This is a genomic window from Catellatospora coxensis (assembly GCF_016862635.1).
GTDB classification, from domain to species: Bacteria; Actinomycetota; Actinomycetes; order Mycobacteriales; family Micromonosporaceae; genus Catellatospora; species Catellatospora coxensis.
In genome coordinates this window covers 30,066-44,602 of record NZ_BONI01000078.1, presented here as the reverse complement: position 1 = coordinate 44,602, position 14,537 = coordinate 30,066, and the positions used below count along the sequence as shown (strand labels likewise).

Here is a 14,537-nt window from a genome sequence, read left to right as displayed (position 1 = left end):
CGGTGCGGTGGGCGCGAGTGGTGCCACGGCCGACGGGATCGTGGGAGCCGGGACCTGCGCGGAACCGACGGCGGGCGCGACCGGGGGAGTGGAGACCTGCGCGGAGCCCACCGCCGGCGCGGAAGGGGCCGGCGGGGCGGGGACCTGCGCCGAGCCCACCGCAGGGGCGGCCGGGAAGGGCTGCGTCGGGTCGGCCGGGGGCGCGGGCGGGGTGGCGACGTAGACCACGGGCATGGTGGGCAGGGCCGGGGGTTCGCTCGGCGGAGCAGCGGCGGGCACCTGGGCCGCGCCGGGCATCTCGGCGCGGGCGCGCGCGCCGAAGGCCGCCAGCGGCTCGGTCGGCAGCGGCAGGGTGGGCGGCAGGTCGGGGCGCGGCTGGTCGGGCTGCTCGTCGGTCACACCGGCACGATAGCCGCTGGCCCGCAACGGCATCAGCGCTCACCGGGGTGACCGCACCGGCACAGGTGGACGTCGGGCAGCGGCGTCCACGCCGGACGGTCGGGGACGGGCGCGATCCCGAGACGGCGTGGCAGGTCAGGCGGGCGTCGCGGCGTCGGCGGGGGCGGATTCCGGGTCGAGGCCGGGGTCCGGGCCGGTGCCGGACTCCGCCGCGGCGCGCTGCTCGCGCAGATCCTTTCGGGCCAGGTAGCCGACGCCGACCAGGGCGCCGACCGCGAAGATCCACCACTGGACCGCGTAGCCGAGGTTGAGCCAGTCGTTCTCGTGGCCGACCTCGATCGCGGTGAGGCCCTGCGCGCCGGGGGTGTCGGCGTCGGCGAGCAGGTACGCGCCGAGCACCGGGTAGGGGAGCTTCTCCGCGATGGCGGGCACGCTGACGCGGCGGGTCTCCCAGTGGCCGTTGCGCTGATCGACGCCGCTCGCGCCGGACTCGGTCAGGTGCACGCGGCCGACGACGGTGACGGTGCCCGCGGGCGCGGCGGGGAACTGCGGCGCGACGGTGATGCCGTCGGGGTGCGGCGGCACCCAGCCGCGGTCGACGAGCAGCGCGGAGCCGTCGGCCAGCAGCAGTGGCGTGAGGATCTCGTAGCCGACCGTGCCGTCGACGGTGCGGTTGCGGATCAGGATCTCCTGCGTGGTGTCGTACCGCCCGGTCGTGGTGACCCGGGTCCAGGCCGCGGCCTCCCCGGGGCCCGGCGCCGCGCCCTTGCCGGTGGCGGGGGCCAGCACGTCGCCCACCGGCACCGGTGTGACCACGGTGCTGGCGTCGATCCGGTCGTTGATCGCGCTGCGCAGTTCGTAGCGGCTCCACTGCCAGCGGCCGAGCAGCACCATCACGAAGGAGGCGAGCAGGGCGACGGCGAAGACGGTCAGCCAGCGGCGGGTGAGGAGGGCGTGCACCCGGGCAGTTTACCTATGCCCTGAGCTGTGAGTTCTGTCACGGCCGATCGGTGGAGCGGTCACTCGGGCGACCGGTCGGGCCAGCGGGTATGGTGCAGCTTCGGACAGCGACCGCGCGTCTGTGGAGCAGCTCATGTGTTCCGCCGAGGCGGCCGCCCTTACGTCTGGAGTCCCCGTATGCCTGCCAAACCCGATCCCGCCGTGGCCGGGCTGGGCAACGTCGCCGTGCGCCGTTTTCCGACGATGACCGTGCAGACCCCGCGGCTGGACGTGCGGCCGCTGCTGGCCGCCGACGCCGACCCGGTCACCGAGATCTTCGCGGACAAGCAGACGCAGCGCTGGCTGCCGTTCCCGAAGGAGTTCGGGCAGATCGACGGGCGCTCGTGGTGCACGGAGATGGCGGGCGAGCGCCGCGACAGCGGGGCGGGCGACCACTACGGCATCCTGCGGCGCGAGGACCAGCGGCTGGTCGGCTGCCTGTGGACGAAGCGCACGGACTGGGTCGGCCGGGTCACCGAGATCTCGTACGCGGTCTCCGCAGACACCCGCGGGCTGGGCATGGCCCCGGAGGCGGTGGACGCGCTGACCCTGGCGCTGGTGCTGGAGCACGGCTTCCAGCGCATCGAGCTGCGGGTGGCCCCGGGCAACACCGCCTCGCGCCGGGTGGCGGAGAAGGCGGGCTTCACCTACGAGGGCCTGCTGCGCAACGCCGGCTACGTGCACAGCGGCCGGGTCGACCTGGAGGTCTGGTCGATCGTCGCGGCCGACCTGCGCTGACAGGCGAAGCCCAGCAGGCACGTAAAAGTGAAGGCCCCGCCGCAGGCGGGGCCTTCACTTCATGAGCCGTTCAGTTCTTCTTCTTTTTCTTCATCTTCGGCAGGTTCGCCGGCTTCTTGCCGAGGATGTTGTCCGACGGCGGCGTGAACTGCTGCACGTCCTTGCCCTTGAGCGAGTCCTTCAGCGTGTACGCCACGGTCTCGATCGGCTTCCAGGAGTTGTAGTCGCCGGTGGCGTGGAACGGGTTGTCCGGGTCGGCCATGAACGACGCCGCGGCCAGTTCCTTGGTGAAGCCGACGAACCAGGCGGCGCGGGTGTCGTCGGTGGTGCCGGTCTTGCCGGCGACCGGGCGGTCGACCATGCCGTACACGCCGGGTGCGGTGGACCAGCCGCCGCAGGCGCCCTTGGCCGCGCCGTACCCGGTGACGCAGCGCATCGCGTCGGTGGCGGCACGGGCCACGTCCTTGCTGACCTCCTGCCGGCAGCGCGGCGTCGCGACCGGCACCTGCTTGCCCTTGACCTCCATCATCGCCGGGGTGCCGTCGGGCTTGACGATCCCGGTGACCGGCAGGACCTCGCAGAACTTGCCGTCGGCGGCCATGGTGGCGTACGCGTTGGCCATCTCCAGCGGCGTCGTGTCGGCGACGCCGAGGGTGAACGAGCCCCAGGTCTTGGACTTGCCCGGCGAGGCCTGCAGCTTGTCGATGTCGGTGCGCCACTTCAGGCCGAGCCGCTCGGCCATGCGGACCGCCTTGTCCGCGCCGACCTTCTGCTCCAGCTGCACGAAGTACGTGTTGACCGACTTGCCGAAGCCCGACCACATGGCGTGGTTGCCGGTCATCGAGCCGCTCGCGTTGGACGGGCACCAGTGCCCGCCGCCGCAGGAGCCGCGCTCGCCCCAGCCGGCGAAGTACTGCGACTTGTAGCGGTGCGGCGCGTAGAACCAGGTGTTCATCTTCATGCCGGCGTCGAGCGCGGCGACCATCGTGAAGATCTTGAACGTCGAGCCGGCCTGGTAGCCGGGCAGGTTGCCGCCGCCGAGCAGCGGGTTCACCGTGTTCGGGTAGTTGCCCTTGATCTTGCCGTAGCGCTTGGGGTCGGTGTGCGCGCCGTTGCCCGCCTGGTCGAGCGAGTACGTGCGGTTCACCGCCATCGCCTTGACCAGCCCGGTGCCGGGCTGCACGACCACCTCGCCCAGGGCGTACGCGCTGCCGATCGGCTGGCGCTTGGTGACGTGCTCCATCGCGATGTCCTGGACCTTCGGGTCCAGCGACGTGGTGATCTTGTAGCCGCCGCGGCGCAGGTTGTCCTCGCGCTCACCCGGGTTGGCTCCGAAGGCGGGCTGCGACAGCCACCAGTTCTTGAACATGTCGCAGAAGAAGCCCCAGCTGTTGTTCTTCTTGCCGACCGCGATGCAGTCGTTCGGCGGCTCGGTGATCTTGAGCTTGATCGGCTCCTTCTTCGTGGTCTCCGCGACCGCGGGGGTGATGTAGCCGAGTTCGGCCATGCGGTCGATCACGTAGTTGCGCCGCTGGGTGGCCGCCGTCTGGTCGCTGCCCGCCGGGTCGTACGCGGTCGGCGCCTTGACCAGGCCGGCCAGCGTCGCCGACTCGGCCAGCGTCAGGTCCTGCGGCAGCTTGGAGAAGAAGATCTGCGCCGCGGCGAAGACGCCGTACGCGCGGTGCCCGAAGTAGGCCACGTTCAGGTAGCGCTCCAGGATGTCGGTCTTCGACATCTCCTTCTCGACCTTGATGGCCAGCCGCGCCTCGCGGATCTTGCGGATGGGGGTCTGCTCGGTCGCCGCCATGACCTCGCTGGGGGTCTGCGCGCCGTCGCGCAGGGCCATGCGCACGTACTGCATGGTCAGCGTCGACGCGCCCTGGGACACCTCGCCCGCGGTGTGGTTGGCCACGAAGGCGCGGGCGATGCCCTTGGCGTCGACGCCGTTGTGCTCGTAGAAGCGCCCGTCCTCGCTGGCCACGATCGCCTTGCGGATGTTCTCCGAGATGCTCGCGATCGGCGTGTACTTGCGGTGTTCCTCGTAGAAGTTCGTGAGCAGCGTCTTGCCGTCCGAGGCGTACACGTAGCTGGTCTGCGCCGGCGGCAGGCTCTTGAGCTCCGAGGGCAGCGAGTCGTAGAAATCTGCGCCGGCCTTCAGTCCCAGGCCGCCGACGGCGGCGAGGGGGTAGGTGACCGCGGCTACGACGACGCCCGCGATCAGGCCCGACCGCAGGATCGGCGCGAGGCGTCCAGTGGCGGAAATTGCACCTTTTAGGCGACTAAGCGGCTTCACCCTACAAAGGTAGGACAAACTACTCAGTAGATGGATTCAAAGCAGTAAAAGACGCGACGATTTCTGCCCCCGAGTCGGCATCGCGACAGTCGACATGGTGAGGTGAGGTCGTGACGAGTGAGCTGTTGGGCTTAACGATCGAGGCGGTCCGTCCGCTCGACGCCGCCGCGATGAAGCAGGCCCGCGAACTGCAGGCCCGGTTGACCAAGCCGGCCGGGTCGCTGGGCGAGCTGGAGGAGCTGTCGGTGCGCCTGGCCGGCCTGACCGCGGTCTGCCCGCCGCCGCTGCTGGACGCGGCCCGGCTGGCGATCTTCGCCGGCGACCACGGGGTGCACGCGCAGGGCGTGACGCCGTGGCCGCAGGAGGTCACCGCGCAGATGGTGGCCAACTTCCTGGCCGGCGGCGCGGCCGTGAACGCCTTCGCCCGGCAGACCGGCGTCGCGGTGACCGTCGTCGACGTCGGCGTCGCCGCCGATCTGCCCCCGGCCGACGGCCTGGTCCCGGCCAAGGTCCGCGCCGGCACCCGGGACATGACCGTCGAGCCCGCGATGACCCGCGCCGAGGCGTCGGCCGCGCTGGAGGTCGGCATCCAGACCGCGTACGCGATGATCGACGGCGGGGCGCGTGTGCTGCTCACCGGCGACATGGGCATCGGCAACACCACCGCGTCGGCGGCGCTCATCTCGGCCTTCACCGGGCGCGACCCCGGCGTCGTCACCGGCTACGGCACCGGCATCGACGCGCCGACCCACCTGCGCAAGGTCGAGGTCATCCGGCAGGCGCTGGCGCTGCACGGCCCGACCTGGGGCGGCGAGCCCGCCACCGACCCGGTCGCCGTGCTGGCCGCGGTCGGCGGCCTGGAGCACGCCGGGCTGGCCGGCTTCATCCTGGGCGCGGCGTCGCGCCGGGTGCCCGTCATCCTCGACGGCGTGATCGCGGCCGCCGCCGCGCTGACCGCCGTCGCGCTCGCGCCCAGCTGCCGGGACGCCATGATCGCCGGCCACCAGTCGGTGGAGCCGGGCGCTAGCGTGGCCCTGTCGCAACTCGAACTGAACCCGCTGCTCGACCTCGGCCTCCGGCTGGGCGAGGGCACCGGCGCGGTGCTGGCCTACCCGATCGTCGCCGGCGCGGTGCGGGTCCTGCACGAGATGGCGACATTCGACAGTGCCGGCGTCGCTTCGAAGGACGAACATCAGCAGTGAGTGATCTGTACCCCTTGGCGTTGCGATTGGACGGGCGGCCGGTGCTGGTCGTCGGCGGCGGCGCGGTGGCGACCCGGCGGGTGCCGGCGCTGCTGGCGGCCGGGGCGCTGGTGCGCCTGGTCGCGCCCGAGCTGACGCCCGCGCTGCGCGGGCTGGCCGACGCCGGCCGGCTGACCTGGCTGGAGCGCCCGTTCACCGAAGCCGACCTGGACGGCGTCTGGCTGGTGCAGGTCGCGGTCGACGACCACGAGGCCGCCGAGGCGGTCTCGGCCGCGGCGGAGCGGCGCCGCATCTTCTGCGTACGCGCCGACGACCGGCACGCCGCGAGCGCCTGGACCCCGGCGGTGGCCCGGCACGGCGCGGTGACCGTCGCCGTGCTGGCGGGCGGCTCGCCCCGGCGGGCGGTGGCGGTGCGTGATCGCATCGCGAACCTGCTGGCCACCGACGAGGCGACGGTGCCGGAGACCGTCAAGGGCACCGTGGCGCTGGTCGGCGGCGGCCCCGGCGACCCGGAGCTGATCACGGTCAAGGGCCGCCGGCTGCTGGCCGCCGCGGACGTGGTGGTCGCCGACCGGCTCGGGCCCGGCCTGCTGCTCGACGAGCTGCGCGCCGACGTGGAACTCGTCGACGTGGCGAAGCTGCCGTACGGCCCGGCCGCGCAGCAGGAGGAGATCAACCGCATCCTGGTGGAGCGGGCCAAGGCCGGGCTGTTCGTGGTACGCCTCAAGGGCGGCGATCCGTACGTCTTCGGCCGGGGTGGCGAAGAGGTGCTGGCCTGCGCCGAGGCGGGCGTGCCGGTGACCGTGGTACCCGGCGTGACCAGCGCGATCTCGGTGCCCGCGGCGGCCGGCATCCCGGTCACGCACCGCAGGGTCGCCCACGAGTTCACCGTGATCAGCGGGCACATCGGCCCGGATCACCCGGACTCGCTGGTGGACTGGCCCGCGCTGGCCCGGCTGCGCGGCACGCTCGTGATCCTGATGGGCCTGAAGAACCTGCCCGCCATCGTGGCGACCCTGCTTGCCCACGGCCGCGACGCCGCCACCCCGGCCGCGATCGTCCAGGAGGGCACGACGGACCAGCAGAAATCGGTCCACGGCACCCTCGCCGACCTGCCCGCCCTGGCCGAGCAGCTGAGCCCGCCCGCGATCGTCGTCATCGGCGACGTCGTCGACGTCCTTCCCGCCACTGCCTGATCCGGCGCTCCGAGGCCGTCTCCGGTCGCGCCGCCTCAGGAGGCGAGGGTTGTTCGCGGCCATGATCTGTTTTTGTGGACGCTGGACGTCGCTATGACGACGTCCAGCGTCCACAAAAACGAATCATGAAACTGGCACCGAGCGGGAGATCGTCACGACCCCTGGTAGAGACGTTCCAGGTCGACGAGTTCGACGTCGCCGCGGGTGGAGGCGGTGCGTTTCAGGGCGGGGGTGAAGCCCGAGCGGGCGAACAGGAGGAGCCGGGGCGCGGGGGTCGCCGCGTCGGCGGGCAGCAGGTCGCGCAGGTGCTCCAAGCGGTGCAGCTCGTCGGCGCCTACGGGGCTCGCGGTGGCTTTGGCCTCGCCGATCGCGATGATGCGGTCGGGGTGGCCGGAGCGGGTCTCCCAGACGACGGCGTCGAGTTCGTGCCCGGCCCGGTGCTCCCGGCAGGGGAGTTCGGTGGGCAGTGCCCGGCTCGCCAGGCCGCCGAGGGTCTGCTCGCTTGCGTGCCGCAGGCACCACTGCCGGGTCAGGTCCTCGAAGTGCGGGCCGTAGATCTTGGAGGCGATGGTGTCGCTGTTGCGGTCCCACACCTGCTCCGCGCGCCCGGCGACCAGCTCGGCCTCGTGCCGGTTGATGATCAGCTGGTACAGCCGGACGACCGGCTCGGTGATCCGGTAGACGGTGCGCTTGCTGCGCAGGGCGTCGTCGACGGCCTCGACGAGCCCGATGCCCTGCAGCCCGTTGAGCAGGTGGGCCAGCGCCGAGGCGGGCCGGCCGAGGTCGGCCGCGATCTCGGTGCGGCGGACCTTGCCGGCGCTGAGCGCGGTGAGGACGGCGGCGTACGACGTCGGATCGGCGATCGACGGGTCCTCGCGCAGCAGCAGGCTGCCCTCGCGGAACATCGCCGACGCCGGGTTGATGATCCGGCGCTGCACCCAGCGGTCGAAGTCGCCGACGCTGCGCGGGCCCGCCCCGCCGCTCATCTCCAGGTATGCCGGGGTGCCGCCGGCCAGCGCGTTGACCCGGAACGCCAGCTCGGGATCGTCGAGCCCCCAGAAGGCGGCGGCCTCGCGGTAGCCGAACGGGCGTACCACCAGCTCCAGCACCGCCCGGCCGCGCAGCGGAGCGCCCGCGCCGAGCAGCGTGGACATCGTGGTCAGCGCGCTGCCGCAGAGGATGAGCCGGGTCCGGGTGTCCTGCTTGGCCTCGCCGAGCGGGCTGAGCGCCTGCTGCAGGTAGGAGGGCAGGGCGGGCGTCGTGGCGACCAGGTACGGGAACTCGTCGATGATGACGGGTAGCTGCCGTTCGCGGCCGAGCCGGATCAACTCGGTCAGCGCCTCCCGCCAGTCGGCCGGGGCCAGCGGCGCACCGAGTCCTCGGTGTTCGGCGAGCGCGCGGCCGAGGTCGGCCAGGTTCTGGCTCTCGGCCTGCTGGGTCGCGCCGAAGAAGAAGCCGCCGGTCTGCTGGGCGAGCAGTTCGAGCATGAGCGTCTTGCCCTGGCGGCGGCGGCCGTAGACGAGGCCGAGCGTCGCGCCGGGTGTCGGCGCGGAGACGAAGTCGGCCAGCTCGTCCCATTCGACGGCGCGGCCGTGCAAGCGCTCAGGTTTCGACGCGTCCATGCGCTTATGGTAGCCGCAACTATCATAGTTGCCACTATCATAATCTCAGATGTGGTAGGGCACCTTCACATCGCCTAGTGATGTGAAGGTGCCCTACCTGTGCTGAATCAGCGGCCGAGGAGCTGGGCGCAGCGGATCAGGCCGAGGTGGCTGTAGGCCTGCGGGTGGTTGCCGAGGCCGCGCTCGAGGTCCGGGTCGTACTGCTCGGGGAGCAGGCCCGTCGGGCCGGCGGTGGCGAGCATCTGGTCGAAGAGCTCCTCGGCGTCGGCGCGGCGTCCGGTGCGCAGGTACGCCTCGATCAGCCAGGCGGTGCAGATGTGGAAGCCGCCCTCCTTGCCGGGCATGCCGTCGTCCCACTTGTAGCGGTAGACGACAGGGCCGGAGCGGAGCTCGGCCTCGACCGCGAGGACCGTGTCCAGGAAGCGCGGGTCGTCGTCGGCCAGCAGGCCGGACAGGCCGATCCACAGGCTGGAGGCGTCCATCTCGGGGAAGCCGTAGGCGACGGTGTACGCCTTGGTGCCCTCGTGCCAGCCCTGGTGCAGGACGTTCTCCGCGATCCGGTCGCGCAGCTCGACCCACTCGGGGCGTTCCTCGGTGGTGTGCCGCTCCAGCACCTGCAGGGCGCGGTCCACCGTCATCCAGGACATGACCTTGGAGTACACGTGGTGGCGCGGAGGCAGGCGGGCCTCCCAGATGCCGTGGTCGGGCTCGTGCCAGCGCTGCGAGCAGGCCTGCACCATGGCCTCCATGACCCGCCACTCCTCGTGCCGGATCTTGCCGCGCTTGTCGGCGACCGCCATCAGCACGTCCGCGACCGGGCCGAACACGTCCAGCTGGAGCTGCTTGTTGGCGGCGTTGCCGACGCGCACCGGCCGGGAGCCGGCGTATCCGGGCAGGCTCTCGATCACGGCCTCCGGGCCGAGCTCGTAGCCGTCCACCGTGTAGAGCGGGTGCAGCCGCTCCGGGTGCCCGCCGGTCCGGTCGACCACACCGTCGACCCACCGCAGGAACGCCTCGGCCTCGGTCAGCGAGCCCAGCTCGACCAGCGCCTTGACGGTCATCGCGCCGTCGCGCAGCCAGACGAAGCGGTAGTCCCAGTTGCGGATGCCGCCGAGCGTCTCCGGCAGCGAGGTGGTCGCCGCCGCGATGACGCCGCCGCCCTCGAAGTGGCACAGCCCGCGCAGCGTGAGCGCGCTGCGCATGACCACCTCCTTCTCGACCGAGGGCAGTTCCAGGGAGTTGGCCCACTCGCGCCACGGCTGCTCGACCAGCTCCAGCCGCTCGCCCGCGGACAGCGGGTGCGCGGTCAGGTTGTGGCTGCGCATGCGCATCTCCAGCAGCGCCTCGCCGTTCATCTTCGACAGGTCGATGACCGCGCGGGCGGTGTCGTGGCCGCCGTCGTCGACGACGTCCCACTCCACGCCGGGGGAGTACAGGCACAGGTGCTCGCTGGTGCCCAGCACGAGCAGCCCGTCGGTGAGCGGCTGAAGCTGCACCGGCACCTGCCCGAACTCGGGCCGCGGGGCGTACTCGACGCGCACCACGGTGTTGCCGGTGAGGCGGCGCATCAGGCTGTCGCCTTCGAGCCAGTCCGTCACGGTCACGCCGGACCAGCGGGTCTCCACCGTCATCGTGCCGGGGCGGTAGCGCTGGCCCAGCGGGTGCCCGCCGCGCTGCGGGGCGATGCTGAAGTGGCCGGCGGGCGCGCCGCCGAGCAGGTCGGCGAAGATCGCCGCGCTGTCCGGCCGCGGGTGGCACAGCCAGCTCACCCGGGCGTCCGGGCTGATCAGGGCGACGGTGCGGCCGTCTGCCAGCATCGAGTGGCGCTCGATCGGCACCGCCCGCTCGCCGAACAGCCAGTGCCGCCGGGTGTCCAGCAGCAGCGCCAGGATGCGTACCGCCTGCAGCGGGTCCTGCACCCGGAACGACGCGGCGGTCTCGCCCGCGCCCACCTTGACGCCGATGTCCTTGCCCGACAGCTGGCGGAAGGCGTTCTCGTCGGTGACGTCGTCGCCCATGAACAGCACCGCGCCCGCGGACACCTGGCGGCGCAGCTCGTCGATCGCGGTGCCCTTGTGCGAGGCGAGCACCGACAGCTCGACGACCTCCTTGCCCTCGGTGGTGTGCACGCCGGCCCAGGCGGCCGGGCCGCACCGGATGGCGTCGGTCACCGCGGCCGCCACCGCCCGGGAGGCGGTGCGCAGGTGCACGGCGACGCTGGCGGGCTTGTTCTCCAGGCGGACGCCCGGATGCTCGGCGGCGATGCGCTCCAGCTCGGTCTGCAGCCGGCTGCGCAGCTCGACCAGGTCGGAGGCGAGCCGCTGGACGAAGCCGATGTCGAACTCGGAGCCGTGGCTGCCGACGAGATGCACCTCGCTGGGCAGCCGGGACAGCGCCGCGAGGTCGCGCAGCGCGCGCCCGGAGACCACCGCGACGGTGGTCTGCGGGAGGGTGGCCAGCGATCGCAGCGCCGCGACCGCCTCGGGGATCGGGGCGGCCGCGGACGGGTCCTCCACGATCGGGGCCAGGGTGCCGTCGTAGTCGCACGCGACGAGCAGGTGCGGTACGCGGGCCAGCTGCGCCAGCGCGGAGCGCAGTTCGGGGTCGAAGCCGTCGCGGTCGAGATCGACGGTCATGCCCAGGGTCATGGTATTGCTCCCAGTTCGGTCAGGAAGTCTGACGCCCAGCGCGCCACGTCGTGGCGGCGCAGGTGCCGCTGCATCACGCTCATCCGGCGCCGGGCCTCGTGCTCGTCGACGGTGACCGCGCGCATGAGTGCGTCCTTGACCGCGTCCAGATCGTGGGGGTTGCACAGGAACGCCTGTCGCAGCTCTCCGGCCGCGCCCGCGAACTCGCTCAACACGAGTGCGCCACCATGTTCCAAGCGTGCCGCCACGTACTCCTTGGCCACCAGGTTCATACCGTCCCGCAACGGGGTCACCATCATGACGTCGGCCGCGCAGTAGAGCGCGGCCAACTCACTGCGACTGTACGACTGGTGCAGGTAATGCACGGCAGGCACGCCGACGCGGCCGAAATCCCCGTTGATCCGGCCCACCTCGCGCTCGACCTTGATGCGAAGTGCCTGGTAGTGCTCGACCCTTTCCCGGCTCGGCGTCGCGACCTGCACCATCACCGATTCCGGCACGGAAAGCCGTCCCGCGGCCAGGAGCTCGCGATATGCCTTCAGGCGGTGCTCGATGCCCTTGGTGTAGTCCAACCGGTCCACGCCCAGGATGACCGTTTTGGGGTCTCCCAGCTCGGCCCGGATCTGCACCGCCCGCTCCCGGACAAGTGGGTTGTCCGCGAGACGCTGCATCTCGCCCACGTCGATCGAGATCGGGAACGCGTCCGCCTTGACCTGCCGGCCCTCGTACTCGATCACGTTGCCGTGGTAGGGCGTGCCGAGCAGGTGCCGGGCCAGCCGGATGAAGTTCTGCGCGGCCAGCCGCTGCTGGAAGCCGACCAGGTCGGCCCCGAGCAGGCCGCGCAGCACCTCGGCGCGCTGCGGCAGCTGCATGAACAGCTCGATCGGCGGAAAGGGGATGTGCAGGAAGAAGCCGATCTTGAGGTCGGGGCGCAGCTCCCGCAGCATCGCGGGCACCAGCTGCAGCTGGTAGTCCTGCACCCAGACGGTGGCCCCCTCGGCGGCGACCTCCGCGGCCGCCTCGGCGTAGCGGCGGTTGACCACCCGGTAGGCCTCCCGCCAGCGGCGGCGGAAGACGGGCGGCTCGACGTTGTCGTGGTACAGCGGCCAGATGGTGGCGTTGGACTGGCCCTCGTAGTACCGCTCAAGATCTTCTTCGGAGAGCGGCACCGGACGCAGGTTGATCCCGTCCAGCTCGAACGGCTCCGGAGCCGGGCCGGGCGAGCCCGACCAGCCGATCCACGTGCCATGGCGCTCGACGAGCACCGGGTGCAGTGCGGTGACGAGCCCGCCGGGACTGCGCCGCCAGCGGCGGGCGGAGTCACCGGAACCCGTGACGCGACCTCCTGGCGTGTCCGTGGTCACTTCGTCCACGGGCAGCCGGTTCGCGACGACGACGAACGGACTGCGATCGACCATCGCTGCCTCTCCTCCGATCGGTGGATCGTGGGCCATCCTCTGAGACTACTGAAGTCCCCTGAAAGGTGGATCATCGGCGCGGCACGCGGGGGCGATACGTGTAGATCATCCCAGCGGGGCGCATTGATCACAACCCGCTGCGTGATGCCCGGCCCGTGCCCGGCCAAACCAGGTGTCCGGATCGTCGCACGTCCGGGCCGGGCGATCCGGCTCACACGGCCCGATGTCCCAGGCCGCGGGACCACCTGGGAGTATTGAACCGAAGACTGTCTGAAGGGGGTTGGCCCGACCGTGGCCCAGTTCATTTACACGCTCGAGAAGGCACGCAAGGCGCACGGCGACAAGGTTGTGCTCGACAACGTCACGCTCAACTTCCTGCCGGGTGCCAAGATCGGCGTGGTCGGCCCGAACGGCGCGGGTAAGTCGAGCCTTCTGCGGATCATGTCCGGCCAGGACATCGTCAGCAACGGCGAGGCCCGGCTCATGCCCGGCTACACCGTGGGCATGGTGGCGCAGGAGCCCCGCCTCGACGAGTCGCTGACCGTGCTGCAGAACATCGAGCTGGCCGTCGCCGACACCAAGGCCAAGCTCGCCCGGTTCAACGAGATCGCCGAGCTGATGGCGACCGACTACTCCGACGAGCTCATGGACGAGATGGGCCGGCTCCAGGAGGAGCTGGACCACAGCGACGCGTGGGACCTGGACTCCAAGCTGGAGCAGGCCATGGACGCGCTGCGCTGCCCGGAGCCCGACCTGCCGGTCGGCCCGCTCTCCGGTGGCGAGAAGCGCCGCGTGGCGCTGTGCAAGGTGCTGCTGGAGCAGCCCGACCTGCTGCTGCTCGACGAGCCCACCAACCACCTGGACGCCGAGAGCGTGCTCTGGCTGGAGCAGCACCTGGCGAAGTACCCCGGCACGGTGATCGCGATCACCCACGACCGGTACTTCCTGGACAACGTCGCCCAGTGGATCCTGGAGCTCGACCGCGGCCGCGCCTACCCGTACGAGGGCAACTACTCCACCTACCTGGAGAAGAAGGCGGCGCGGCTGTCGGTCGAGGGCCGCAAGGACGCCAAGATGCGCAAGCGCCTCTCCGAGGAGCTGGAGTGGGTGCGCTCCAACGCCAAGGCGCGCCAGACCAAGTCCCGGGCCCGGCTGGACCGGTACGAGGAGATGGCCAACGAGGCCGAGAAGACCCGCAAGCTCGACTTCGAGGAGATCCAGATCCCGCCGGGCCCGCGCCTGGGCAACACGGTGATCGAGGTCAAGGACCTGGTCAAGGGCTTCGGCGACCGGGTGCTCATCGAGAACCTGTCGTTCTCGCTGCCGCGCAACGGCATCGTCGGCATCATCGGCCCCAACGGCGTCGGCAAGACCACGCTGTTCAAGACCATCGTCGGCGTCGAGAACCCCGACAAGGGCAACGTCAAGGTCGGCGAGACCGTGACCCTGTCCTACGTCGACCAGAACCGGGCCGGCCTGGACAGCGCCCAGACCGTCTGGGAGGTCGTCTCCGACGGCCTGGACTACCTGATGGTCGGCAAGGTCGAGATGCCGTCGCGGGCGTACGTGGCCGCGTTCGGCTTCAAGGGGCCGGACCAGCAGAAGCCGGTCAACGTGCTGTCCGGCGGTGAGCGCAACCGCCTCAACCTGGCGCTCACCCTGAAGATCGGCGGCAACGTGCTGCTGCTCGACGAGCCCACCAACGACCTGGACGTGGAGACGCTCTCCAGCCTGGAGAACGCGCTGCTGGAGTTCCCCGGCTGCGCCGTGGTCATCTCCCACGACCGCATGTTCCTCGACCGCGTGGCCACCCACATCCTGGCGTGGGAGGGCACCGACGAGGACGAGTCGAAGTGGTTCTGGTTCGAGGGCAACTTCGAGGCGTACGAGAAGAACAAGATCGACCGTCTCGGCGTCGAGGCCGCCCGCCCGCACCGGGTCACCCACCGCCGCCTGACGCGCGACTGATCCGGATCCTCACGATCCACCGCCCTGCCGGCCGCGACGCCGGCCGGCAGGGCG

The 14,537-nt window shown here is 71.3% G+C and carries 9 protein-coding genes and 1 pseudogene; 4 read left to right on the top strand and 6 right to left on the bottom strand.

What is annotated here, in order from left to right; all coding sequences use genetic code 11:
* Positions 1-399: pseudogene (locus tag Cco03nite_RS33655) on the bottom strand (hypothetical protein); the annotation flags it as partial.
* 135 nt (positions 400-534) lie between these two features.
* Positions 535-1,359 (bottom strand): SURF1 family cytochrome oxidase biogenesis protein, encoded by an 825-nt coding sequence (locus tag Cco03nite_RS33650; protein WP_239167876.1) that lies wholly within the window; start codon positions 1,357-1,359, stop codon positions 535-537.
* Positions 1,360-1,536: 177 nt separating this feature from the next.
* On the opposite strand from Cco03nite_RS33650, the gene Cco03nite_RS33645 reads away from it, so the two are divergent.
* Complete coding sequence (locus Cco03nite_RS33645; protein ID WP_203697786.1) at positions 1,537-2,136, top strand: GNAT family N-acetyltransferase; 600 nt, start codon at positions 1,537-1,539, stop codon at positions 2,134-2,136.
* A 70-nt stretch (positions 2,137-2,206) separates the two neighbouring features.
* Here Cco03nite_RS33645 and Cco03nite_RS33640 read toward each other — a convergent pair whose 3' ends face one another.
* Positions 2,207-4,429, bottom strand: a complete 2,223-nt coding sequence (locus tag Cco03nite_RS33640; protein ID WP_239167875.1) for a transglycosylase domain-containing protein — start codon at positions 4,427-4,429, stop codon at positions 2,207-2,209.
* 122 nt (positions 4,430-4,551) lie between these two features.
* On the opposite strand from Cco03nite_RS33640, the gene cobT reads away from it, so the two are divergent.
* On the top strand, positions 4,552-5,631 hold the full coding sequence (gene cobT, locus Cco03nite_RS33635) for a nicotinate-nucleotide--dimethylbenzimidazole phosphoribosyltransferase (RefSeq protein WP_203697807.1): 1,080 nt from the start codon (positions 4,552-4,554) through the stop codon (positions 5,629-5,631).
* Positions 5,628-6,827, top strand: coding sequence for a uroporphyrinogen-III C-methyltransferase (cobA, locus tag Cco03nite_RS33630; protein ID WP_203697775.1), 1,200 nt, complete (start codon positions 5,628-5,630; stop codon positions 6,825-6,827). The genes cobT and cobA overlap by 4 nt, the downstream gene beginning before the upstream one ends.
* Positions 6,828-6,979: 152 nt before the next feature.
* Here cobA and Cco03nite_RS33625 read toward each other — a convergent pair whose 3' ends face one another.
* From Cco03nite_RS33625 to Cco03nite_RS33615, 3 genes are all read right to left on the bottom strand, one after another.
* Positions 6,980-8,449 carry an AAA family ATPase gene (locus Cco03nite_RS33625; RefSeq protein ID WP_239167874.1) on the bottom strand — a complete coding sequence of 490 codons (1,470 nt, stop codon included), beginning with the start codon at positions 8,447-8,449 and terminating at the stop codon, positions 6,980-6,982.
* A 107-nt stretch (positions 8,450-8,556) separates the two neighbouring features.
* Positions 8,557-11,097: a trehalose-phosphatase gene (gene otsB, locus Cco03nite_RS33620; protein WP_239167873.1), complete on the bottom strand. Its 2,541-nt coding sequence runs from the start codon at positions 11,095-11,097 to the stop codon at positions 8,557-8,559.
* Entirely contained in the window at positions 11,094-12,515 is a 1,422-nt protein-coding gene (locus Cco03nite_RS33615) for an alpha,alpha-trehalose-phosphate synthase (UDP-forming) (protein WP_203697773.1), read from the bottom strand. Before Cco03nite_RS33615 ends, otsB begins: the two co-directional genes overlap by 4 nt.
* 291 nt (positions 12,516-12,806) lie before the next feature.
* On the opposite strand from Cco03nite_RS33615, the gene ettA reads away from it, so the two are divergent.
* Entirely contained in the window at positions 12,807-14,483 is a 1,677-nt protein-coding gene (gene ettA / locus Cco03nite_RS33610; RefSeq protein WP_203697771.1) for an energy-dependent translational throttle protein EttA, read from the top strand.
* Positions 14,484-14,537 lie beyond the last annotated feature (54 nt).

Coding starts and splice junctions, on each gene's coding strand:
- Cco03nite_RS33645 (WP_203697786.1), top strand. CDS start 1,537: ATGCCTGCCAAACCCGATCCCGCCGTGGCCGGGCTGGGCAACGTCGCC.
- Cco03nite_RS33625 (WP_239167874.1), bottom strand. CDS start 8,449: ATGGACGCGTCGAAACCTGAGCGCTTGCACGGCCGCGCCGTCGAATGG.
- otsB (WP_239167873.1), bottom strand. CDS start 11,097: ATGACCCTGGGCATGACCGTCGATCTCGACCGCGACGGCTTCGACCCC.
- Cco03nite_RS33615 (WP_203697773.1), bottom strand. CDS start 12,515: ATGGTCGATCGCAGTCCGTTCGTCGTCGTCGCGAACCGGCTGCCCGTG.